Origin of the sequence: Pseudomonas sp. StFLB209 (genome assembly GCF_000829415.1) — a bacterium.
Lineage (GTDB): Bacteria > Pseudomonadota > Gammaproteobacteria > Pseudomonadales > Pseudomonadaceae > Aquipseudomonas.
In genome coordinates this window covers 4,888,902-4,911,909 of record NZ_AP014637.1, presented here as the reverse complement: position 1 = coordinate 4,911,909, position 23,008 = coordinate 4,888,902, and the positions used below count along the sequence as shown (strand labels likewise).

Genomic DNA, 23,008 nt, shown 5'->3' with positions numbered 1-23,008 from the left:
GGCGGCAGCAGCGGCGGTGTTGCTCCCCACGGCGGTCAGTGCTGATCAAGCGCCAGGCGCCGCCGGTCTTGGCCAGCTCAGCCCCAGTCAGTTGCAACAGCAACCGCCGCGCCAGCCTCGCAGCCCTCACGCAGGGCTGTCTTCGGCCAGTGCCGCTCGCCTGAGCCTCGATGAGGCCGTGCGTCAGGCGGTGGCCTGGCACCCGGACATCGCTCAGGCGGTGTCGACGCTGTATCAGCAAGGTGAAGGCGTCAACGTCGCCGAGGCTGGCTACTATCCGCAAGTCAGCGCTGGCATTCGTGGTGGCTTCGAGACCGGCTATGGTCGCGACAATGCCAGCCGCGCCTTGAGCCTTTCGGTCAAGCAAATGCTTTACGACTTCGGCAAGGTCGATAACAGCGTGCAGGCCGCCCAGGCCAGGGTCGCCCGCAGCCAGGCCGAAATCCTGCTGGTGATCGACCGTATCGGTCGCGACACCGCCAATGCCTGGATCGAGGTGCAGCGCTACCGCAACCTGATAGACATTGCCCGTCAGCAAATCAGCGGTGTGGGCAGCATTGTCGAACTGGCCCGCCAGCGCAGCGACCTGGGCGCCAGTACTCGCTCTGACCTGGTCCAGGCCCAGTCGCGCGCCGAAGGTGCAATGGCCACGCTGCAGGACTACAAGGCGCAATACGCACGCTGGCAGGCGGCGCTCAGCCATTTGACGGGGCGTAGCCAGGGCACTGATGTGAGCGATGACGTTACGCCCTCCTCTGGCGGCGCCTGCGAGCGCTCCGACACCGCGACCGACGCCTTGCCAGCAGTGCTGATGGCGCTGGCCCAGCGCAGCGAGGCGCAGGCAGAGCTGGCCCGCTCAAGGGCCGAGGCCTACCCGACCCTATCACTGCAACCCACCGTCAATCACTATCTGGACAGCGGTTACCGAGACACCAATCCGGCCATGGACCGCACCCAGGCCGGGATTTACCTGAATGTCGAGGTGCCGATCTATCAGGGCGGCGCGATCAGCGCCCGCAGCCGGGCTGCCGGCCACGCGCTGAGTGCAGCCGACGCCGCCGAAGACACGGCGCGCCTGCAAGCGACCCAGGCGCTGGCCGAGGCGCGGGTGCAGACCACCAGCCTCAACCTGCGCCAACGCTCGCTGGAGCGGCGTCAGGGCAGCATCAGTGAAGCGCGTGAACTGTACGGCCGCCAGTATCTGGACCTGGGTACCCGGCCACTGCTCGACCTGCTCAATGCCGAGCAGGAAATCCATCAGTCGCGCTTCGAGCTGGCCGGCACCCGTGCCGACCTGCAGCGCCTGCAAATCGACTGCCTGTACAACAGCGGCCAGCTGCGTCACGCCTTCGGCCTCGAAGACCGTGCACTGCAGGGCGTGAGGGTGCTGCCATGAACGACGCCGTAACCGTTACCCCGCCGCAGGCTGACCAGAGCGCGCCGCCACCGGACTACAGCCAATGGATGCAGGCCATTTTACTGGTGGCCCGGCACTACCACCTGGAAGTGTCCGAACAAACCATCCGGCTGGCCGGCGATCGTCCGGACCGCGACGTCGAAGACGTGGTGCGGCAGATGGCCCGCCAGGCCGGGCTGACCATCAAGTTCGGCGGCTGTTCGGTGGCTGAGCTGAACCACTGGCGGACCCCTTTGGTGGTTGAGCTGGAGGACGGCCAGATCGGCGTGGTGCAAAGCGTCAATGGCGAACAACTCGGTGTCGCCCTGTCCGGTGACCAGGGGCTGCAACATCGCTTGCCGTTGGCCGAACTGGATAAACGCCTGCGCCGCACCGTGATTCTGCGCCCGGCGCGGCCATTATCAGACGTGCGCACTGACGACTATGTGCAGCCCTATGACGAACACTGGTTCCGGCGCATCGTGCTGCGCGACCTGCGGCCCTACAGCCATGTCATGCTCGCGTCACTGGTTGCCAACCTGCTGGCAATGGCCGGGGTGCTGTTCTCCATGCAGGTCTACGACCGGGTCATCCCCGCCGAGTCGCTGCCGACCCTCTACGTGCTGTTCGGCGGCGTGCTGTTGGCGGTGCTGTTTGACTTCACCCTGCGCATCATGCGTCTGCGCATCACCGACCTGCTGGGCAAACGCGCCGACCTGCGGGTTTCCGATCTGGTCTACGGCCATGCCTTGCGCCTGCGCAGCTCGGTACGTCCCAAGTCCACCGGTTCGTTCATCTCGCAACTGCGCGAGCTGGAACAGGTCCGCGATCTGGTGACCTCAAGCACCGCGACAGCGCTGGCCGACCTGCCGTTTTTCTTGCTGTTCCTGCTGGTGTTCTGGTTGATCGGCGGGCCGCTGGTGGCCATCCCGCTGGTCGCGCTGGTGGTCATGCTCCTGCCGGGGCTGTTGTACCAGCGCAAACTGGCGGTGCTGGCCAATGCCAACATGCGTGAATCAGCACTGCGCAATGCGATGCTGGTCGAAAGCATTCAGGGCCTGGATGACATCAAGGCGCTGCAGGCCGAACTGCGCTTCCAGGAACAATGGAACCGCTACAATGCCAGCACTGCCGACACCAGCCTGCGTCTGCGCACGCTGACCAACGGCCTGGTGACCTGGACCCAGACCGTCCAGACCGCCGTGTTTGCCGTGGTCATCGTGTTCGGCGCGCCCATGGTCATTGCTGGCGACCTGACCACCGGTACGCTGGTCGCGGCCTCCATGCTGGCCTCACGGATGATGGCGCCGATGGCCCAGCTCAATCATGTGCTGACTCGCTGGCAACAGGCCAAAGTGGCCCTCAAAGGCCTCAATACCCTGATGCAGCAACCGGTCGATCACCCCGAGGGCAGCAAGCGCGTGCATCTGCCGGCCATCCGTGGCGACTTTCATTTCAGGGACGCCAGTTTCCGCTACAGCGCTGAGGCGTCGCCGGTGCTGACCCTCAGCGAGCTGCGCATTCAACCCGGTGAGCACATTGCGATTCTGGGCCGCAACGGCGCAGGCAAGTCGACCCTGCTCCAGGCACTGGCCGGCAGCATGGACCTGGCTACCGGCGAACTGAGCCTGGATGGTGTTGCCTTGAGCCATATCGACCCGGCCGACCTGCGCCGCGATGTCGGGCTGTTGCAGCAACACGCGCGGCTGTTTCACGGCACCTTGCGCGACAACATGGTGCTGGGGGCCGGGCGCGCCAGCGATCAGGAACTGCTCGCGGCACTGTCGATCAGTGGTGCACTGGAATTCGTCCGGCGCCTGCCAAAAGGCTTGGACCATCTGATTCTCGAAGGCGGTCTGGGGTTGTCCGGCGGCCAGCGGCAAAGCCTGTTGCTGGCGCGCCTGCTGCTGCGTCAACCGCAGGTCCTGTTGCTTGACGAGCCCACCGCAGCGCTGGATGACGTCACCGAAAAACGCCTGCTCGAGGAGCTGCTGCGCTGGTGCGAAGGCCGCACTCTGGTGATGGCCACCCATCGCCTCAGTGTGCTGCAACGCATGCAGCGCATTATCGTGCTGGACAACGGCCGGATAGTGATTGATGCCCCCCGTGAGATCGCCCTCGCCCAGCTACGCCAGCCGGCGGCCGCTACGCCGCCCGGTGCGCTGCCCGCCGATGGAGCACCGTCATGAGTCAGAATGTCGCCATTGGTATGCCCTCTGCACCGGCTTCCTACCTGGACGGTGCCGACGAGACAGAGGTGGTACGGGCCTCGCGAGTGGTCTGGATCTGCGCCTTGATGGTTGGCTGCTTTCTGCTGTGGGCTGCGTGTTTCGAGGTGGTCGAAGTCTCCAACGGCACCGGCAAGGTGGTGCCCAGCTCGCGGGAACAGGTGATCCAATCGCTCGAAGGCGGAATCATCACCCAGATGAATGTCAGCGAAGGCTCGCGGGTCGAACGTGGCGACGTGCTCGCCCGGCTCGACCCGATCAAGACCCAGTCCAACGTCGGCGAAAGCGAGGCCAAGTACCGCGCCGCGCTGGCCAGCGTCAGCCGCCTGCAAGCAGAGGTCAGCGGCCAACCCTTGCAGTTCGACGCAGCCCTTGATCAGTCGCCGGAGCTGGTGCGCGCTGAAACCGCGCTGTACGAAACCCGTAAAAAAGGTCTTCAAGACACGCTCACTGGTATTGAGCGCTCGCTCAGGCTGGTTCGCAGCGAACTGACCATCACCGAGAATCTGGCCCGTGCCGGCGCGTCCAGCCGTGTCGAGGTCATCCGCCTCAACCGGCAACGCGCCGAACTGGAGCTCAAGGCCACCGAAGCGCGCTCAGAGTACATGGTCCAGGCCCGTCAGGAACTGGCCAAGGCCAGCGCCGAAGCCGACTCGCTGGCCGAAGTGGTGCGCGGCCGTGCCGACTCACTGTCACGGCTGACGCTACGCTCCCCGGTGCGCGGCATCGTCAAAGACATCGAAGTCACCACCATCGGCGGCGTGATCCCGCCCAATGGGCAATTGATGCAGATCGTGCCAATGGATGAGCAGTTGCTGATCGAAACCCGCATCTCGCCTCGAGACATCGCCTTCATTCATCCCGAGCAGGCCGCCAAGGTCAAAATCACCGCCTACGACTATTCGGTCTATGGCAGCCTCGACGGCCAGGTCGTAACCATCTCACCGGACACCATTCAGGACGAGGTAAAACCGGAGGTGTTCTACTACCGCGTGTACATCCGCACCGATGCCGACGCCCTGTACAACAAGGCCGGCAAAGCCTTTGCCATTGTGCCGGGCATGGTGGCCAGCGTGGATATCCGTACCGGTGAGAAAACCGTACTGGACTACCTGCTCAAACCATTGAACCGGGCCCGGGAGGCGTTGCGCGAGCGCTGACAACGATGATGGCGGATTTGACAGACGCCTCAGTCTCTTCGAAGCTGCATGGCGTCAAGCACTGGATACCGTAATGCCCAACGACTCACCTCAGCCCACCCGCCGCGGGCGCCAGGCCCTGATCATCGGTTCGCTGGTCGGCGTTCTGGTCCTGGCTTTATGGACCTGGCGCAGCGAAACCAGCCGCCCCGCCGCACCGGTACGTCCCAGCCAGAGCTACTCGCAAACACTGGAACTGGCCCGCGACGGCAAGCCGGGTGCCGCGCGTCTGCTGTATCAACAGTTGGCCCGTGACGACCTTGCCGACGAGCGGCGCATTGCGTTGCTGGCCGAACTGCCCAATTACCCTAGCCCGCAAGCGCTGAAACTGCTCAAGGCTCAACTTGACCATGAGTCGCTGGCGGTCAGCCTGGCGGCGGTTGAAAGTGCGGTACGGCTGCTGCCCGGTCATCATCTGGCCGTGGTGCTCGGCCCCTTGCTCAGTGCCGATGAACCGGCATTGCGCCTCAACGCGACCTTGGCCCTGACCCGTTTGTCACCGGATGAACTGGGACTGTATTTCGCCGCCCTGCAACACAGCGCCGAAGCCTTTCAGCACGACCTGGCGCAACAGCCTCCCACTGTCCAGAACCGCATGCAACTGGGCAGGCTCTATCGCCAGACCGGCGATAACGCCTTGGCGCTCAGTGCGCTGGAAGACGCCGTGCAGCTGGCGCCGGACAACTTGCTGGCAGCCCTGGCGCGCATAGAGCAGCTTGATGATAACCAGCAGGCAGACCAGGCCCGACAACTCATGCGGCAGTTGCTCGAAAAACACCCCGACTCCGCCCTGCTGCAGCATGCTCTGGGCATCTGGTTGCGCGATCACGGGCAGGCCGAGTTCGCCCTGCTTAGCCTGGCCCGTGCGGCGGAACTGGCGGCGGATAACAATGACTATCGGTACGACCTGGCTGTGATGCTGCACACGCTGGAACAACTGGAGGCAGCACAGAAGCAACTGCAGCAGATTCTGCAGAACCAACCGGCCAACCGGCGGGCCAGAGTGCTGTTGATTCAGTACGCCCGCGAAAGTGGCCAACTACAGAATGTTCAGGTCTTGCTGGCGCAACTTGAACAACAGAATCCGGACGATCCGGCCCTGCAACAAGGGCTCTGATACTCGCCATCCGCTACTGTAAGATGGCGTCGGCGGATACCTCGGCGCGTTACTCGCAACTTTAAAAATCCATACACCAATAACACTCGGCTGACGCTCGCCAAGTGCAGCGCGCATTAAACAATTGCACAAGATGGTTTTCTAACTGAAAAAAAACGGGCATTATTAATCCGCTACCGATTTAAAACTGCTCGCTGATCAGGTAGTGATGGCTGAAACGGTTAATTCCCCATCGCATCATCGAGCAGAAAACGGAATGAGCGAATCGGTCAAAGTTTTTTGTCTTGTCGCTTTGTTCGGCTGGTAACAGCCAATACACTGTCGGAGTATGTTTTTTGTCCAGACTTGCTGAGTTTCGCGCCGCAGAAAAGGCCCTTCAAGAACAACTGGCCCAGCTGGAAGCCTTGAAGAAAGACGCTGGCCTCCAGAAAGAGATCGAATTCGAGCAGAAGCTCAAAGAGCTGATGGCTAGCTATGGCAAGAGCCTGCGTGATGTCATCGCCATCCTCGACCCTAACAGCGCAACCACCCTGGTTGCCGCTCCTGCGGGTCCAAAGCGCCGTCGCGCCCGTGTGATCAAGGTTTACCAGAACCCACACACCGGCGAACTGATCGAGACCAAAGGTGGCAATCACCGTGGCCTGAAAGCCTGGAAAGAACAGTACGGTGCAGACACCGTCGAATCCTGGGTTCGTGCCTGAGACGTGACAGTTCACAAAAGCCCTGCTCTGCAGGGCTTTTTTATTGCCGCCCGAAAGTATAGTCAGCAACCTGTAAACAGCTAAACGAGGCCGTCCGCACAAGGCGAAAAACGTTCGCAATCGCGCTTGGATTTACAGCTTGTAACTGACCATTTTGACCCGGCTGGCTTCCAGTCTGTTTCAACCCGACGATGGCAATGCAAGGAGTTCTTAGAGGTGCCGGTTGGCCTGCAACTCCGTTCGTCGATATACAACTACATCCGGCAAGAATGTCGAACCCGTCACAGATCTGACAGCGTAAGAATACTGACGCCAATAAAATCACATTGCCACTATCGGGATACATGACCCCATACTTCAGCAAGTCCCAGCTTATTATTCTGAAAATTACAGTCAGATAATTAGTCGTCGCCTGTAGGCTGTTTCCGAATTTTGCTCACCGGCAGTGCCCGCACGACCCGAAAGCACGACGAAAAAAAGCCGCTGGGCTTCACATTTTTTTCACGCAGGATGTTTCAAGCTACACACAGCTAAAGGACTAGCACCCCATGCCCGCACACGCGGGCTTTATTTTGCCCACAGGAAAGCTCAGGGCGCCGTGTCGAGCTTCAGCCCGTCACGAATCTGCTGCACCTGCTGCCTGTTGGCTGCATAGCCTTCTGCCGAGCCCGCATACGAAAGCGACCAGGCCTGCCGGGCATTGGCCGCCGCCACCAGGGTCTGGGTCATGACATGCACGCCGTTCTGGGTCACCGTGCAGGTGCTCTCCATGCCCGGCACACCACCCAGACTGACTTCTCGCACATGAGTACATGCGCTTTGCAGGCCGCTGCGCGCGAAATTGACCTGCACGGCTTTGCGCATCGCCATCAGCACACCTTGCACATTGACTTCATGACCGGCAACCAGTTGGGAGCGGGTCAACTCCACCACCATGCTTGGCTCGCCTGCGGCATCGTTCTTGATGGCGCGCTGGCGCAGTTGCACCGAAGGCTGCCCTGATGCGCCTTCAACCGTCGGCAATGACTGCACCTCCCAGCCGGGGGGCCAGAGGATCATGGTGTCGTCGGCCTGTGCGGTAGCGGCGGTCAGCAGCAAAGCGGCAACAGGGAGCAAGGGATAGCGAATCATCGGCATGAGCACCGCAGCAGAGAATAAAGATCCAGAACATGAGTCTGCGGCTTTCTGGCAACAATAGGCAAATGCCGGGTTGCATCGACCGCCCTGCCCCGTATCATTGACCGTCTTTGCCCATTCAAGCCGGAGACTTTCATGAGCCTGCACGAACTCAACACTTTCCCGGGCGTGACTGCCGAACCTGACGCCGCCACCCAGGGTTTTGTGTTCAACCACACCATGCTGCGCGTCAAGGACATCACCGCCTCGCTGGATTTCTACACCCGCGTCCTGGGCTTTCATCTGGTCGACAAGCGTGATTTTCCTGAAGCCGAGTTCAGCCTGTATTTCCTGGCCCTGGTCGACAAGGCGCAGATTCCGCAAGACGACGCTGCTCGCCATCAGTGGATGAAGTCCATCCCTGGCGTGCTGGAACTGACCCACAACCACGGCACCGAGAACGACGCCGGGTTCTCTTACCACAACGGCAACACTGACCCGCGCGGCTTCGGCCATATCTGTGTGTCGGTGCCTGACGTGGTCGCTGCCTGCGCCCGTTTTGAGCAACTGAATGTACCGTTCCAGAAGCGCCTGCAAGACGGCCGCATGAACCACCTGGCGTTCGTCAAGGACCCGGATGGCTACTGGGTAGAGATCATCCAGCCAACACCGCTGTAAGCGCGCAGATTCGCGGCTCAAGCCCGCAAAAAAGCCCCGACTGCGTGAGCAGCCGGGGCTTTTTGTTGGTACTGCGAATCAGGCTGGCGCGCTGGTGCGGATCAGGTGATCGAAAGCACTCAGCGACGCTTTGGCACCTTCGCCCAGGGCGATGATGATCTGCTTGTACGGCGTGACAGTGACGTCACCGGCCGCAAAAATACCCGGCACCGAGGTTTCACCGCGGGCATCGACCACGATCTCGCCGCGCGGCGACAGCTCGATCACGCCTTTGAGCCACTCGCTGTTAGGCAGCAGACCGATCTGTACAAAGATCCCTTCCAGTTCCACCGCACGCTCTTCGCCGCTGACCCGGTCCTTGTAGCGCAGGCCATTGACCTTCTCGCCGTCGCCGGTCACTTCAGTGGTCTGTGCACTGGTCAGCACGGTGACGTTGGGCAAACTATTGAGCTTGCGTTGCAGCACCGCGTCAGCTCGCAGCTGGCCGTCAAACTCCAACAGCGTTACGTGGGAGACGATACCGGCCAGGTCGATGGCCGCTTCCACACCGGAGTTGCCCCCACCGATCACTGCCACACGCTTACCCTTGAACAGTGGACCGTCACAGTGCGGGCAGTACGCCACGCCCTTGTTGCGATACTCCTTCTCGCCGGGGACGTTCATTTCCCGCCAGCGCGCACCGGTCGCCAGGATCAGGGTCTTGGCTTTGAGGCTCGCACCACTGGCAAACTTCACCTCGTGCAGCGCGCCGTCCTTGCCTGGAATCAGCTGGTCAGCGCGTTGCAGGTTCATGATGTCGACTTCGTACTGCTTGACGTGCTCTTCGAGGGCAACCGCCAGCTTCGGGCCTTCGGTGTGCTGGACCGAGATAAAGTTTTCGATCGCCATGGTGTCGAGCACCTGACCGCCGAAACGCTCGGCGGCAACGCCGGTACGAATGCCTTTACGTGCCGAGTAGACCGCTGCGGCGGAGCCAGCCGGGCCACCACCAATCACCAGCACGTCGAAGGCTTGTTTGGCGTTGAGCTTCTCGGCCTGGCGCGCACCGGCACCGGTGTCGATTTTGGCGAGAATCTCTTCCAGGCCCATACGGCCCTGACCAAACAACTCACCGTTGAGGTAAATGCTTGGCACCGACATGACTTTGCGCTCGGTGACTTCATCCTGGAACAGTGCGCCGTCGATGGCGACGTGCTTGATGTTCGGGTTGAGCACGGCCATCAGGTTCAGTGCCTGGACCACGTCCGGGCAGTTCTGGCAGGACTGGGAAAAATAGGTTTCGAAACTGAACTCGCCTTGCAGGGCGCGCACTTGTTCGATGACCTCATCACTGACTTTGGGCGGGTAGCCGCCTGCTTGCAGCAGCGCCAGAACCAGCGAGGTGAATTCGTGCCCCATCGGGATACCGGCAAACCGCAAGCTGATGTCCTGGCCTGGGCTATTGAGGGTGAACGACGGCCTGCGCGCATCGTTACCGTCAGTGGCCAGGGTAATGTCTTTGCCGACGCTGACTACATCTTGCAGCAGCGCGAGCATTTCCTGAGACTTGGCGCCGTCGTCGAGGGAGGCCTGGATCTCGATGGGGCGAGTGGCCCGCTCCAGATAGGATTTCAACTGGGCTTTAAGATTGGCGTCCAACATGGTTTGGCTTTCCTTTTTTCAGGTAACAGGATTTGTATGAAAAGTCGGCAACCTGGGCCACCTTTCGTACAAAACCTTGAAATAAAAACGCCCAGGCGATGACCGCCCGGGCGTTTGATGGGGCGATGCGGTTTACAGACTTACGCGTGCGGCGCCCCGATCGTTTGCGGCATGCGGATCAGATCTTGCCGACCAGGTCCAGGGACGGAGCCAGAGTGGCCTCGCCTTCCTGCCATTTGGCTGGGCAGACTTCGCCTGGGTGAGCAGCAACGTACTGAGCGGCCTTGATCTTGCGCAGCAGCTCGGAGGCGTCACGGCCTACGCCGCCGTCGTTGAGCTCAACGATCTTGATCTGGCCTTCCGGGTTGATTACGAAAGTGCCACGGTCAGCCAGACCGGCTTCTTCGATCAGCACGTCGAAGTTGCGCGAGATGGTCAGGGTTGGGTCGCCGATCATGGTGTATTTGATCTTGCCGATGGCTGGCGAGGTGTTGTGCCAGGCAGCGTGGGCGAAATGGGTGTCGGTCGAAACGCTGTAGATTTCTACGCCCAGCTTCTGGAATTCTGCGTAGTTGTCAGCCAGGTCTTCCAGTTCGGTCGGGCAGACGAAGGTGAAGTCGGCTGGGTAGAAGAACACCACAGACCACTTGCCTTTCAGGTCGGCGTCCGAGACGTCAACGAATTTGCCTTCTTTGTAGGCAGTCGCTTTGAACGGTTTGACTTGGCTGTTGATGATAGGCATCGATGAATCTCCATGGTGAGTGAATCGAATGAGTTTGGATTCGATGGAAAGAAGCTTACCCACAATCGGCGCACCAGGCTCATTGGTAAAGTCGATGCTGCTGATTGCTTTTGACTATGGCGGATCATTATTAATAGAAGAAATCTTCAATTCGGTGACAGGCACTGCTGCCTTGCCGAACGGTGAGGTTTCAATGTAGCGCATGGCTGACTTCATGTCCTTCCAGCCGACATAACTCATCAGCGACTTCAGATCCCAGCCATTGTGCTGCGCCCAGGTGGCGAAGCCGCGCCGCAGCGAATGACTGCTGTAGGCATCCGCCTTGATTGCGGCGCGCTCGAACGCCTGGCGTAGCAAGGTGATGATGCTGTTGGCGTGCAACCCCTCCTCGCCCAGATTGCCCCAGCGGTCAATACTGCGAAACACCGGCCCGTGCTCCAGTGCGGCGCAGTCTATCCAGTCAAGGTACGCCTGCACTGGGCACAAACGCAGCAGCGCCGGCGTCTGGAAACTGCGCCCGGTGAAATCCCGATCACTTTTGCTGCGCGGCAGGTACAGGGTAATCCCGACTCCGCTCACGGCCTTGACATGCTCAATCTGCAGGCGGCACAGCTCGTCACTGCGAAAGCCGCGCCAGAAACCCAGCAGGATCAACGCCGCGTCACGCCGACAACGCATCACCTGCCCATGATCCTGCACCTGGGCGGCCTGACGCGCCTGCTGGTCGAGGCTGTCGACCACCTGTTGCAAGTCTCCCAGCTGCAAAGGCTCGGCCTGCTTTTCCTGGGCCGGGTGCACAGCGCGAATGCCCTTGAGCACCTGACGCACCACCGGCGCCTTGGTCGGATCGACGAAGCCCTGGCTGGTGTGCCACTGCGCTAATGCCGAAAGGCGCAGCTTCAGGGTATTGATCGACAGCACGCCAGCGTAATTGGCCAGGTAGCGCGCCACGCTGTCGCTGGTGGCCGGCAGAAAACCGCCAAACGTCACTTCGAAATGTTCGATGGCCGCCCGGTAGCTGCGCCGTGTGTTGTCGCGCGTGGCGGCAGCGATGTAACGATCAATCTCGCTCATGAGGGTTTCATACCGTACTGAACCGTAAAAAGCCGCCTGACAACGACTGACACGGGATAATACGCCAATATCCCGTGTTAAATAAGATGATATTTACCCTATGAAGATCGTACTATTTAGTATGTAATTACAGGATACATACCACAGTACGAAATCGTAGGAGCAGCCATGGCGCGCGGCGGAATCAATAAGGCCCTGGTGCACAAAGCCAGACAGGCGCTGCTGGCGCGCGGCGACAACCCGAGCATCGACGCAGTACGCGTTGAAATGGGCAATACCGGCTCTAAAACCACCATTCATCGCTATCTCAAAGAGCTGGAGGGGCACGACAGCCCTGCCCCAAGCCTTAATGAAGAGCTGGCCGAACTGGTCGCGGTGTTGGCTGAGCGACTGCAAGGCCAGGCTCAGGAGCGCATTGATGAAGCCGAACAACACGCAAATCAGCAATGCCAGGCTATGCGCGCAGAACTCGCAGGCGTGCAGCAACAACTGGAGCAATGGCAAACCCGTTTTGATTTGCAAAAAGAAGTGTTGAGCAAAGAAACCCAGGCGCTGGAGCAAACCAGAGACGCTCTGCAGCAGGCCAAAACCGAGAACACTCGGCTGAATCAGGCCAACCAAGACCTGCAATCACGCCTGGAAGATCGCGACCGGCATCTCGAATCGCTGGAAGAAAAGCATCGCCACGCCCGCGACGCCCTGGAGCACTACCGCAACTCGGTGAAAGAACAGCGCGACCAGGACCAGCAGCGCTACGAGGGGCAACTCCAACAGTTGCAAATGGAGCTGCGGCAGTCGCGGCAAACCCTGGCCTTGCACCAGGAATCGATCACCCTGCTCAACCGCGATAACGAGCGCTTGCTGGCTGAGCAACGCGGCACCGCCCGAGAACTGCATGCTTGCCAGACGCAACTGGACAAAACCACCAAGCAGGCTGAAAAAGCCGGCGCCGAACAACACAAAGCCATCAATCGCAGCGCCCAACTGGAAGTACGCCTGCAAACCGCCCAGCAGCAAAGCGCTGCACTCAAGCACAGCCTGAGCGAAGCCACGCAACAAAACCGCATGCTCGAATTACTGCTGAGCAGAAAGGAAGCCGCCCTGGAAACCCTGCAGGCGCAAATTGCCGAACACGACTCGCCCACCCCGCAGGAGCGGCTTTAGTCGCGAAGCCTTCACGACTAAAGCCAATACTGCTCATTTAGACAGGTGGGAGTCAGCAAGCCAGCTCTCACCTAACCGACCTGACTGATCTGTATCAGCCCTACACAACAACAGTATTCAAGCCGCCCTTTCAAGCATCCAGCGCACCCGCGCCGCCAGCTCATCGACATTGAACGGCTTGGTCAGCACGTCTTTTTCGACGGCCTGTGACACCTCGTCGATCTGAGGACTGCCGGCATAGCCCGTCATGAACAGCACGTTGAGCGCCGGCCGGAACTGACGGGCAATCCCGGCCAGCTGACGACCATTGAGGCCCGGCAGGCCGACATCGGTAATCAGCAAGTCGATACGAGCCGAGCCCTGCAGACGTTTGATAGCGCCTGCAGCATCGCCGGACTCCAGGGTTGAGTAACCAAGATCGCGCAACGCATCGACCACCAGCATCCGCACCGCACTTTCATCCTCGACCACCAGCACGCACTCACCCGCAACAGCGCGAGGCGCCTGCCGGGCATCACTGACATCGGCCACCCGCTGGCTGACCTGAGCCACACAAGGCAGATACAGCCGGATGCAGGTGCCCTCGCCCTCACGACTGTCGACCCGCACATGGCCGCCGGTCTGCTTCATGAAGCCGTAGACCATCGACAATCCCAAACCCGTACCCTGACCTACTGGTTTGGTGGTGAAAAATGGGTCGAAGACCTTTTCAATGACATGGGCAGGAATACCGCAACCACTGTCCTCGACGCTCAACTGCACATACTCGCCTGGCGCCAGGTCCTGATGCAGGGTGTCGATGGTCGTGACCTGGCTGCGCACCCGCAAACGCCCCCCTTCAGGCATGGCGTCCCGCGCATTGATCACCAGATTGAGTAACGCATTTTCCAACTGGTGCTCATCCGTACAAATGACCCTGTCATGCTCTTCAAGCTCGATCTGCAACTGAATGCTCTCGCCAATCGTGCGACGCAACAGCTCCTCCATGGACAGCACCATCGGATTGACGGGCATGATGCTGTTGCTCAACGACTGACGCCGGGCAAACGTCAATAAGCGCTGAGTCAGGGCCGCAGCGCGATTGGCCGCGGTCGTGGCTGCATCAATGTACTTGTCAACCTCAGCCACACGCCCGGCGGCAATCCGCCGCCGCGTAAGGTCCAGCGCCCCGAGCACACCGGTCAGCATGTTGTTGAAGTCGTGGGCAATGCCTCCGGTCAATTGGCCAATGGCGTCCATCTTCTGCGCGTGGCGCAGTGCTTCTTCGGCCTGGGCGCGCTCGGCGATCTCCACCTGCAGGCGCTGATTGGCTTCGGCCAGCTCGCGGGTACGCTCGGCCACCCGCAACTCCAGACTGTCATTGAGTTCGCGCAACGCCTCTTCGGCATTGACCTGTGCGGTGATGTCGGTGTGAGTACCAAGCCAGTGGGTGATATGGCCCTGATCATCACGAATCGGCAATGCCCGACACAAAAACCAATTGAATGTGCCGTCCTTGCTGCGCAGCGGAAAGGTGTCTTCCCAGACCGAGCCCGTGGAGAAGCAATGTTTGAGTCGCGCAGTGACCCGCTGATAATGATCCTGATGATGCACCGCTCGCCAACCCAACGCCTGCATCGACTCCAGCGACGCGCCGGTATAGTCATACCAGCGCTCGTTGTACCAGCGGATACAGCCCTCGGGGTCAGCCGTCCAGGCCAGCTGACTCATGTTGTCGGCCAGCGTGCGAAACTGTCGCTCGCTTTCACGCAGCGCATCGATCTGCCGCAGGGCGTTATTGTCGGGCGGCATGCAACTCAGTGGCATGACCGGCGTCGGGGTCTGCTTGCTCAACACAGGACTCCATCCTTGAATGCGGATTTTGCACGGTTCTCATCCTGAAAACCGGGCATGGTAACAACCGTTAGCGCGCCACCGGACTGCGCATGGTGACGAACTCCTCCGCCGCCGTCGGATGCACGCCCAGGGTATCGTCGAACACCTGCTTGGTCGCACCGGCCTTGAGCGCGACCGCCAGGCTTTGCACGATCTCACCGGCATCCGGGCCGACCATATGGCAACCGAGCACCCGGTCACTGGCGCTGTCGACGATCAGCTTCATGAAAGTCCGCTCCTGATCATCGGTCAGGGTCAGTTTCATTGGCCTGAAACGGCTTTCGAACACCTGTACCGAGTAGCCCTCTTCAATGGCTTGCTCTTCGGTAAGGCCCACGGTGCCAATGTTCGGCAGACTGAAAACGGCTGTCGGGATGTGATTGTAGTCTACCGGGCGAAACTGCTCGGGCTTGAACAGACGACGGGCCACCGCCATGCCTTCTGCCAGCGCCACAGGCGTCAGTTGAACACCACCAATGACATCGCCCAACGCAAGAATCGACGGCTCGCTGCTCTGATAATGCTCATCGACCTGGATATAGCCCTGCTTGTCGAGTTTGACGTCGACAGTCTCCAGCCCCAAATTGTCGAGCATCGGTCGCCGGCCAGTGGCATAGAACACGCAATCGGTGTCCAGCGTGCCGCCATCCTTGAGACTGACCTTCAGACTACCGTCTGGCTGCTTGTCGATCCTTGAGATATCGCAATTGAAACGCACATCCATGCCATGCTTGAGCAATTCTTCATGCAAGTGCTTGCGCACCCCGCCGTCAAAACCGCGCAGGAACAGCTCGCCACGGTACGCCAGGGTGGTCTGCGCACCCAGGCCGTTGAAGATCGAAGCGAACTCGACCGCAATGTAGCCGCCGCCCACCACGATGATGCGTTTGGGCAACTCGGCCAGATGGAAAGCCTCGTTAGAGGTGATCGCATGCTCACGCCCCGGTACATCGGGCACTTGTGGCCAGCCACCGGTGGCGATCAGGATGCGTTCGGCGGTGTATGACGTGCCATCGACCTGCACAGTATGCGGGCCGGTGATCCGCCCATGCCCTTCGAGCAGGGTCACGCCACTGTCGACCAGCAGTTTGCGGTAAATACCGTTAAGACGCTGGATCTCCTTGTCTTTGTTGCCGATCAGGGTGGCCCAGTTGAACTCGGGCTGCCCTACATTCCAGCCAAAGCCTTTGGCATTGTCGAAGTCATCGGCAAAGTGCGCACCGTACACGAGCAGTTTTTTCGGCACACAGCCCACGTTGACACACGTACCGCCCAGATAACGGCTTTCCACAACCGCAACCCGCGCCCCGAAACCCGCAGCAAAGCGCGCTGCCCGTACACCACCGGAACCGGCGCCGATGACAAAAAGATCGAAGTCGTAAGCCATTACTGCCTCCATGAATAGGTGCTCAGCATAACGGCTATGCGAACCCCGCAGAAATGAAAAAGCCACCCCGGTGCGAACACCGGGATGGCTTTGGGTGGACAGGCAGGTGAAGTCAGAACGCTTTGCCGGTCTTGTAGAAGTTTTCGAAGCAGAAGTTGGTCGCGTCGATGTAACCCTCGGCGCCGCCGCAGTCGAAACGCTGGCCTTTGAACTTGTAAGCCAGCACGTTGCCTTGGGCAGCCTGCTTCATCAATGCGTCAGTGATCTGGATCTCGCCGCCTTTGCCTGGCTCGGTCTGTTCGATCAGCTCGAAAATGTCCGGCGTCAGGATGTAACGACCGATGATGGCCAGGTTCGACGGTGCGTCTTCAGGCTTCGGCTTCTCGACCATGTCGTTGACACGGAACAGACCCGGCTTGATTTCCTCACCGGCAATCACACCGTACTTGTTGGTTTCCTGCGGATCGACTTCCTGAATGGCAACGATCGAGCAGCGATACAGTTTGAACAGCTTGACCATCTGTTGCAGCACGCCGTCGCCTTCGAGGTTGACGCACAGGTCGTCGGCCAGCACCACGGCGAACGGCTCGTTGCCGATCAACGGGCGACCGCTGAGGATTGCGTGGCCCAGGCCTTTCATTTCAGTCTGACGGGTGTACGAGAAGCTGCACTCGTCGATCAGGCGGCGGATGCCGACCAGGTATTTTTCCTTGTCGGTGCCTTTGATCTGGTGCTCCAGCTCGTAGCTGATGTCGAAGTGATCTTCCAGCGCGCGCTTGCCGCGACCGGTGACGATGGAGATCTGGTTCAAGCCCGCTTCAAGTGCTTCTTCCACACCGTATTGAATCAGTGGCTTGTTGACCACTGGCAGCATCTCTTTGGGCATGGCTTTGGTCGCTGGCAAAAAGCGAGTGCCGTAACCGGCTGCAGGGAACAAGCATTTCTTGATCATATAAGTCCTTAGTTAAGGGCTGGGGCATTGTCGGCGCAGTCTAATCAGGCGGCGGTCACCTTACAATGCCCCACCACTGGCCTTCCGATGCCATGGTAGAGGAATCCTTGGGCAGATAGTTCCGCGCTGTCGTAGATATTGCGACCATCGAACAATACCGGCATGCGCATCGATGCGCGAATTCGCAGGAAATCGGGCTGGCGAAACTGCTTCCATTCGGTGACCAGCACCACCGCATCGGCGCCCTGCGCACAGCCGTAAAGCGACTCGCACAAGCGTAGCTGACCGCGGCCGATTGCATCGACATAACGCTCGGCCACCGCAACCATCGCGGCAGGATCAGTGGCCTGGACCTGGACACCGGCAGCCAACAGCGCGTCGATCAACACCAGGCTGGGGGCCTCGCGAATATCGTCGGTGCCCGGTTTGAAGGCCAGCCCCCAGACGCCGACCACCCGGCCTTGCAGATAGCCACCGAAATGCTGACGCAAGGCGCTGAACAACAGGGTTTTCTGGGTCGCATTGCGCGCCTGCACGGCTTTGAGAATCTGCGCCTCGAAGCCTTGCTGCTCGGCGGTCTTGATCAACGCCCGCACATCCTTGGGGAAACAGGAGCCACCGTAGCCGCAACCGGCATAAATAAAATGCGTACCGATCCGCTGATCGCTGCCAATCGCGCGTCGAACCTGCTCGATATCCACGTCCAGCGCGGCGCACAGCCCGGCCATTTCGTTGATGAACGAAATCTTGGTGGCCAAGAAGGCGTTGGCCGCGTACTTGCTGAACTCTGCGGCGCGCAAGCCCATCACCAGGACACGCTCGCGGTTGCGCAAGAACGGGCTGTACAGCCGCTGCAACAACTCGGCCGACTGCATCTCGGCTGCACCAACGATCACTCTGTCCGGTCTCATGAAGTCGTCGATGGCCGCCCCCTCCTTGAGAAACTCCGGGTTGCTCGCCACCGGGATGCGCAGCTTCAGGCCGCGCCGGACCAAGCGCTGATTGATACGCTGGGCAATTTTTTCACAGGTGCCCACCGGCACCGTGGACTTGTTGACCACCAGGCATGGACGAGCAAGGCACTGCCCCAACTGATCGGCCACTGCCAGCACATGGCGCAGATCGGCCGAACCATCTTCCTGGCTGGGCGTACCGACGGCAATGAACACGATGTCTGCCTGGCGCACGCCCTCGACGAGACTGCCAGTGAAACTCAACTGACCGCCGCCAGCGTGCTCTTTGAGCATCACTTGCAGGCCTGGCTCGTGAATCGGGCACTCTCCACGCTGCAAGGCCGCCAAACGAGCCGGCTGATGCTCGACGCAGATCACATGGTTGCCCATTTCGGCAAAACAGGCTGCGCTGACCAGCCCGACATAGCCGGCACCGATGATGCAGAGTCGCATAGTCGTGTCTCCTGACAAGATTTGCGACAATTGCACCGTCAGCCGGTTGCAGCATCGTGACGGGCACAAGACAGCCCTGTGACCGCCGACAACCCGGTAATTTATGGCGGAACGATGGCACCGCACCTCAGTCCAAGTGCATTATCCGGTTTTTAGCGCGCCCCAGACCTCAAGCACTGCGCATTCGAGGCAAGGCGCCGCAACTGAAACCACTCCTTCCAGAGCCAATAGCCGAAGCGACCATCATGATCAGACTGCTGCCCCTTATCGCTGTACTGGGCCTTACCGCGTGCGCCACTGCCTCCCCGACCTACATGAAAAACGGCCAACAGGGGCTGAGCATCGACTGTTCCGGCGAAGCGATGTCGTGGGCCAAGTGCTATGAAAAAGCCGAGGACTCTTGCGCTGGCACCGGTTACGAAATCGTCGGCACCGACGGCACTCCACAGCTTGACGCTGAAGAAAAGACCTTGGGCATGGACGTGGGTAACTTCAAGCACCGCAGCGTGCTGGTGGTCTGCAAGTAGGAGCGACCTTGGTCGCGAAGAGGGCGGTACATCCGCAGCAGATGTAGCGTTTTTATTGGCCTCTTCGCGAGCAGAGCTCGCTCCCATAGAGATACAAGTATTGCCTTAACCGGAGATGCACGCCTCAGCGGCCTTTTGCACGGCACCGCCACGGATCGGCAGGTTGTTGAGGTGTTCATGAACCTTGATCGAGCTGCCGCTGGAACGTTCGTCAATGTCGACAATCGCCGCCGGCGCATCGCTGAGCTTTTGTGCAACGATCAGGCGCACACCGTCGTTACGGGCTTCTTTCATCGGCGGCTGACGGCTGTCACCCAGCTTGTCGATAAAGCAATCGGCGTATTGGTCAGGCTTTTTGCCGGAAATAACGCTCAGGGTCGCGGGTGAATGCTCGATATCCTCGACTGTTGCGCACCCGGCCAATGTCGCCAGGGCCAGGATTACCACGGCCAGTTTCATGCTTTTTTCTCCAAAATAAAGCCGCTATGACCAGCACGGAGCGAATAAGATCCCGAGCGCGAAAACTTTTTGCCATCATAGGCAAATAACTGTGCGCCACTGCTCAAAACCTTTGCCGGGTCGTGTTATCGTCTCGCTTTTGCGATACCGCCTGTTCCGGAGACACCCATGAAGTTCGTACACCAGCGTGAACACCTCAATGAAGACGATCTGGTCGTCATTGAATGTTCGCGTACCTGCAACATCCGCCTGATGAACGATGCGAACTTTCGCAGCTTCAAGAACGGCGGTCGGCACACCTATCATGGCGGCGCCTTCGACCGGTTCCCGGCCAAGATTACCGTACCGAGCAGCGGCTTCTGGAACATCACCATCGACACCGTCGGGCGCAAACCCGACAAAGACCCGGGCCACAAGCCGACCTTTAGCCACTCGATCAAGATTGTGCGCCGCTCGCCTTCACAGCTGCGCTGAACCCAGATCCGCCCAGGAGTCACCGTGACCAGCCCTGCCCCGACCATCAAGTTCGCCATCAGCTACAAACTCAATGGTGAGCGCCGCTTTGAATTCGCCTATCTACAGTCTGCCTGCGTGGACGAAGCCCGTGCGGCACTGGAAAAAATGCACGACCAGAGCGGCGACGTAATCAGCGACGTCAAGGTCAGCAAGGCGCTCTGACCGGCATCAAAGCCAGCGTGCACCAGATCAGTCTGGCGGATGCCAGACCGGCCGCGAACCTGCAAAGATCAGCGGCTATGCCGCCCGGCGCTGGCGCCAGGATCCTGCGATGAATTTCGATCTGTTTGCCGACGACACACCCAAGGGCCGCGAAACCATCGGCCCGTCCGCCGTGGTGTTGCGCGGCTTCGCTTTGCCTGAAGCGCAGAGCTGCCTGGCACTGCTGAAGCAACTTCAGGCTGCCGCCCCCCTCCGGCACATGTCCACCCCTGGCGGCTACCGGATGTCAGCGGCGATGACCTGCTGCGGCGCGCTGGGCTGGATCACCGATCAGCATGGCTATCGCTACACCACTGTCGACCCGTTGACCGGTCAAGCCTGGCCGACGATGCCCGACGCCTGGCGCATTCTGGCTCGTGAAGCCGCCGCACAGGCAGGCTTTGCCAGCTTCGAGCCGGATGCCTGCCTGATCAATCGCTATGTGCCCGGCGCGAAAATGTCGCTGCACCAGGACAAAGATGAGCGCGATCACCGCTGGCCGGTGGTTTCGGTCTCGCTGGGGTTACCCGCAGTGTTCCAGTTCGGTGGCCTGAAGCGCAGTGACAAGCCCCTGCGCGTGCCGCTCTTTCATGGCGACGTGCTGGTCTGGGGCGGTGCAGACCGCCTGCGCTTTCATGGCATCCTGCCGGTTGCCGAAGGCGAACATCCGCTGCTGGGCGCGCAGCGGATAAACCTGACATTTCGCAAGGCGGGCTGACACCAAGACTGTTCAGTTGGACCGGTGGGAGCCAGCTTTACAGCTACACCACCTGCGCACAGCTACGCGCCTTGATCGGGCAACGGCTGGCAGCACGGTGCAAATTCAAGGCGGTGTTGATGATGCCGATATGGCTGAACGCCTGCGGGAAATTACCCAGCATGCGCCGGTCTTTGACGTCGTATTGCTCAGCCAGCAGGCCGACGTCATTGCACAACCCGCACAGCCGCTCGAACAATGCCCTGGCCTCATCAACCCGGCCTTGCAACACATACACATCGGCCAGCCAGAACGAGCAGACCAGGAAGGTGCCCTCGCCGCCCTTGACTCCATCGGCCGCCCGTTCACTGTCGTAGCGCAACAGCAAGCCGTCTTGCAGCAGCTTGTTTTCGATCTCGCGCACGGTGCCTATAACGCGCGGGTCGTCAGCAGGCAAAAAGCCGGTCAGGGCGATCTGCAACAAGCTGGCGTCGACCTCTTTGGCACCGTATGACTGCACAAAGCTGTTGAGTTGCTTATCAAAGCCTTTGCTGCAGACATCGGCATGGATTTGATCAGCGACTTCCCGGCAGCGGGTCGCCAGCCGGCGGTCGCGTTCGCTGGTTGCTGTGCTGGTCAATTGCCGGGCGTTACGGTCGAACGCCACCCAGGCCATGACTTTGGAATGGGTGAAGTGGCGTGGCTCGCAACGGATTTCCCAAATGCCGGCATCAGGCTGGCGCCAGATCTTTTCCAGGTACGGCATCACCAGCCTGGAAATACCGATACCACGCGGGTGTTGCGCCATGCCGCTGGCCGTAGCCTGGCTCATGGCGTCGGCCACCTCGCCGTAGACGTCGAGCTGCATTTGAGTGGCCGCACCGTTTCCGACCCGCACCGGCCGCGAACCTTCATAACCTGCCAGCCAGGGCAACTCATACTCCTGAAGACGCCGCTCACCGCCCAGGCCGTACATGATCTGGATCTGCTCCGGGTTACCGGCAATCGAGCGCAATAGCCAGTCGCGCCAGGCGGTGGCTTCTTCAAGGTAACCGAGGTTGATAAAGGCCAGCAGGGTCATGGTCGCATCACGCAACCAGCAGTAGCGGTAGTCCCAGTTACGTTCACCGCCCAGTTCTTCGGGCAGCGAGGTGGTCACCGCCGCAACGATGCCGCCGGTAGGTGCGTAAGTCATGGCTTTAAGAGTGATCAGCGAGCGCTTGACCTGTTCACTCCATGGACCAACGTCAGGACAGTGCCCGGAAAAATCACGCCAGAAGCGTGTGGTGGCCTCCAGAGCCTGCTGGGTATCAAGCGCCGGATACAGGCTTTCGTTGGAGGGCTGCCAGCCCAGGCAAAAGGTCAGGACCTCTCCCTCAGTGACGGCAAACCGGCTGCCGGTGTGATGATCCCTGGGGTGCAGATCGACCGGGCTGCGCAGCACCAGCATTTCCGGGCCGGCAACCGCGGTCAGCGTATGCGGCTCACGCTTTTCAACCCACGGCACGGTACTGCCATAGTCGAAGCGGATCGCCAGGTCCATGACAAACTCCAGCGTTCCTTCGAGCCCCACCACACTGCGCACCACATGACCGGTGGTGTCCATAGGCATGAAGTCGACCAGTTTGGCGCGGCCGCTGGCGGTGCGGAACTCGGTCTCCAGAATCAAAGTACCGTCCTGGTAACGCCGCTCGACGCCTGACACTGCTTCAACCGGCGCAATTTTCCAGCAACCGTTGTCGCTGTCCCCCAGCAACGCGGCGAAACAGGCACCGGCGTCGAAACGCGGAAAACACAACCAGTCCAGTGAACCATCCCGCGACACCAATGCCGCCGTCTTGCAGTTGCCCAACAAGGCGTAGTCTTCGATCAGCGCAGCCATGGTTTTCCCCCGTCTTGCTGACCGGAGGCTCCACAGCCGGAGCACTCCTG

Annotated in this window: 20 protein-coding genes and 2 pseudogenes; 11 read left to right on the top strand and 11 right to left on the bottom strand. The window is 60.3% G+C overall.

The window, feature by feature from the left end:
• Positions 1-16: 16 nt before the first annotated feature.
• The 5 genes from PSCI_RS22125 (at position 17) to PSCI_RS22105 (ending at position 6,641) form a co-directional block, all read left to right on the top strand.
• The gene (locus tag PSCI_RS22125) at positions 17-1,396 is read left to right on the top strand and encodes a TolC family outer membrane protein (protein ID WP_442965478.1); all 1,380 of its coding nucleotides are present in this window, start codon (positions 17-19) and stop codon (positions 1,394-1,396) included.
• Complete coding sequence (locus tag PSCI_RS22120) at positions 1,393-3,585, top strand: type I secretion system permease/ATPase (RefSeq protein ID WP_045491103.1); 2,193 nt, start codon at positions 1,393-1,395, stop codon at positions 3,583-3,585. Before PSCI_RS22125 ends, PSCI_RS22120 begins: the two co-directional genes overlap by 4 nt.
• Entirely contained in the window at positions 3,582-4,784 is a 1,203-nt protein-coding gene (locus PSCI_RS22115; protein WP_084710067.1) for an HlyD family type I secretion periplasmic adaptor subunit, read from the top strand. Before PSCI_RS22120 ends, PSCI_RS22115 begins: the two co-directional genes overlap by 4 nt.
• A gap of 73 nt (positions 4,785-4,857) precedes the next feature.
• A complete protein-coding gene (locus PSCI_RS22110) occupies positions 4,858-5,940 on the top strand; it encodes a tetratricopeptide repeat protein (RefSeq protein ID WP_045491100.1) in 1,083 nt (360 codons plus the stop codon).
• A gap of 335 nt (positions 5,941-6,275) precedes the next feature.
• Positions 6,276-6,641, top strand: a complete 366-nt coding sequence (locus tag PSCI_RS22105; protein ID WP_045491097.1) for a histone-like nucleoid-structuring protein, MvaT/MvaU family — start codon at positions 6,276-6,278, stop codon at positions 6,639-6,641.
• A 588-nt stretch (positions 6,642-7,229) separates the two neighbouring features.
• Here PSCI_RS22105 and PSCI_RS22100 read toward each other — a convergent pair.
• Positions 7,230-7,778: a DUF4946 domain-containing protein gene (locus PSCI_RS22100; protein WP_045491094.1), complete on the bottom strand. Its 549-nt coding sequence runs from the start codon at positions 7,776-7,778 to the stop codon at positions 7,230-7,232.
• A 135-nt stretch (positions 7,779-7,913) separates the two neighbouring features.
• On the opposite strand from PSCI_RS22100, the gene gloA reads away from it, so the two are divergent.
• Positions 7,914-8,435, top strand: coding sequence for a lactoylglutathione lyase (gene gloA, locus PSCI_RS22095; protein WP_045491092.1), 522 nt, complete (start codon positions 7,914-7,916; stop codon positions 8,433-8,435).
• A gap of 78 nt (positions 8,436-8,513) precedes the next feature.
• Here gloA and ahpF read toward each other — a convergent pair whose 3' ends face one another.
• The 3 genes from ahpF to PSCI_RS22080 form a co-directional block, all read right to left on the bottom strand.
• Positions 8,514-10,076, bottom strand: a complete 1,563-nt coding sequence (gene ahpF, locus PSCI_RS22090) for an alkyl hydroperoxide reductase subunit F (RefSeq protein ID WP_045491090.1) — start codon at positions 10,074-10,076, stop codon at positions 8,514-8,516.
• Between the two features lie 178 nt (positions 10,077-10,254).
• Complete coding sequence (gene ahpC / locus PSCI_RS22085) at positions 10,255-10,818, bottom strand: alkyl hydroperoxide reductase subunit C (RefSeq protein ID WP_045491089.1); 564 nt, start codon at positions 10,816-10,818, stop codon at positions 10,255-10,257.
• Between the two features lie 114 nt (positions 10,819-10,932).
• Positions 10,933-11,892: a site-specific integrase gene (locus tag PSCI_RS22080; protein WP_045491087.1), complete on the bottom strand. Its 960-nt coding sequence runs from the start codon at positions 11,890-11,892 to the stop codon at positions 10,933-10,935.
• Positions 11,893-12,060: 168 nt separating this feature from the next.
• On the opposite strand from PSCI_RS22080, the gene PSCI_RS22075 reads away from it, so the two are divergent.
• On the top strand, positions 12,061-13,056 hold the full coding sequence (locus PSCI_RS22075) for a DNA-binding protein (RefSeq protein ID WP_045491085.1): 996 nt from the start codon (positions 12,061-12,063) through the stop codon (positions 13,054-13,056).
• 117 nt (positions 13,057-13,173) lie between these two features.
• On the opposite strand, the pseudogene PSCI_RS29870 reads toward PSCI_RS22075, so the two are convergent.
• The 5 genes and pseudogenes from PSCI_RS29870 to PSCI_RS22055 form a co-directional block, all read right to left on the bottom strand.
• Positions 13,174-13,521, bottom strand: a pseudogene (locus PSCI_RS29870) (response regulator); the annotation flags it as partial.
• An 81-nt stretch (positions 13,522-13,602) separates the two neighbouring features.
• A pseudogene (locus tag PSCI_RS22070) lies at positions 13,603-14,889 on the bottom strand (ATP-binding protein); the annotation flags it as partial.
• A 70-nt stretch (positions 14,890-14,959) separates the two neighbouring features.
• The gene (gene gorA, locus PSCI_RS22065) at positions 14,960-16,318 is read right to left on the bottom strand and encodes a glutathione-disulfide reductase (RefSeq protein WP_045491083.1); all 1,359 of its coding nucleotides are present in this window, start codon (positions 16,316-16,318) and stop codon (positions 14,960-14,962) included.
• Between the two features lie 112 nt (positions 16,319-16,430).
• Positions 16,431-17,270 carry a UTP--glucose-1-phosphate uridylyltransferase GalU gene (gene galU / locus PSCI_RS22060; protein ID WP_045491081.1) on the bottom strand — a complete coding sequence of 280 codons (840 nt, stop codon included), beginning with the start codon at positions 17,268-17,270 and terminating at the stop codon, positions 16,431-16,433.
• A 44-nt stretch (positions 17,271-17,314) separates the two neighbouring features.
• Complete coding sequence (locus tag PSCI_RS22055) at positions 17,315-18,676, bottom strand: UDP-glucose dehydrogenase family protein (protein ID WP_045491079.1); 1,362 nt, start codon at positions 18,674-18,676, stop codon at positions 17,315-17,317.
• A gap of 245 nt (positions 18,677-18,921) precedes the next feature.
• On the opposite strand from PSCI_RS22055, the gene PSCI_RS22050 reads away from it, so the two are divergent.
• Positions 18,922-19,203, top strand: a complete 282-nt coding sequence (locus tag PSCI_RS22050; protein WP_045491076.1) for a hypothetical protein — start codon at positions 18,922-18,924, stop codon at positions 19,201-19,203.
• 105 nt (positions 19,204-19,308) lie between these two features.
• Here PSCI_RS22050 and PSCI_RS22045 read toward each other — a convergent pair whose 3' ends face one another.
• Positions 19,309-19,662 carry a hypothetical protein gene (locus tag PSCI_RS22045; RefSeq protein WP_045491073.1) on the bottom strand — a complete coding sequence of 118 codons (354 nt, stop codon included), beginning with the start codon at positions 19,660-19,662 and terminating at the stop codon, positions 19,309-19,311.
• 168 nt (positions 19,663-19,830) lie between these two features.
• On the opposite strand from PSCI_RS22045, the gene PSCI_RS22040 reads away from it, so the two are divergent.
• From PSCI_RS22040 to alkB, 3 genes are all read left to right on the top strand, one after another.
• Entirely contained in the window at positions 19,831-20,136 is a 306-nt protein-coding gene (locus tag PSCI_RS22040; RefSeq protein ID WP_045491071.1) for a DUF1883 domain-containing protein, read from the top strand.
• A gap of 24 nt (positions 20,137-20,160) precedes the next feature.
• The gene (locus tag PSCI_RS22035; RefSeq protein WP_045491068.1) at positions 20,161-20,340 is read left to right on the top strand and encodes a hypothetical protein; all 180 of its coding nucleotides are present in this window, start codon (positions 20,161-20,163) and stop codon (positions 20,338-20,340) included.
• 109 nt (positions 20,341-20,449) lie between these two features.
• Positions 20,450-21,097 carry a DNA oxidative demethylase AlkB gene (gene alkB, locus PSCI_RS22030; RefSeq protein ID WP_045491066.1) on the top strand — a complete coding sequence of 216 codons (648 nt, stop codon included), beginning with the start codon at positions 20,450-20,452 and terminating at the stop codon, positions 21,095-21,097.
• Positions 21,098-21,140: 43 nt separating this feature from the next.
• Here alkB and PSCI_RS22025 read toward each other — a convergent pair whose 3' ends face one another.
• Positions 21,141-22,958 (bottom strand): glycoside hydrolase family 15 protein, encoded by a 1,818-nt coding sequence (locus PSCI_RS22025; protein WP_045491063.1) that lies wholly within the window; start codon positions 22,956-22,958, stop codon positions 21,141-21,143.
• Between the last annotated feature and the right edge of the window lie 50 nt (positions 22,959-23,008).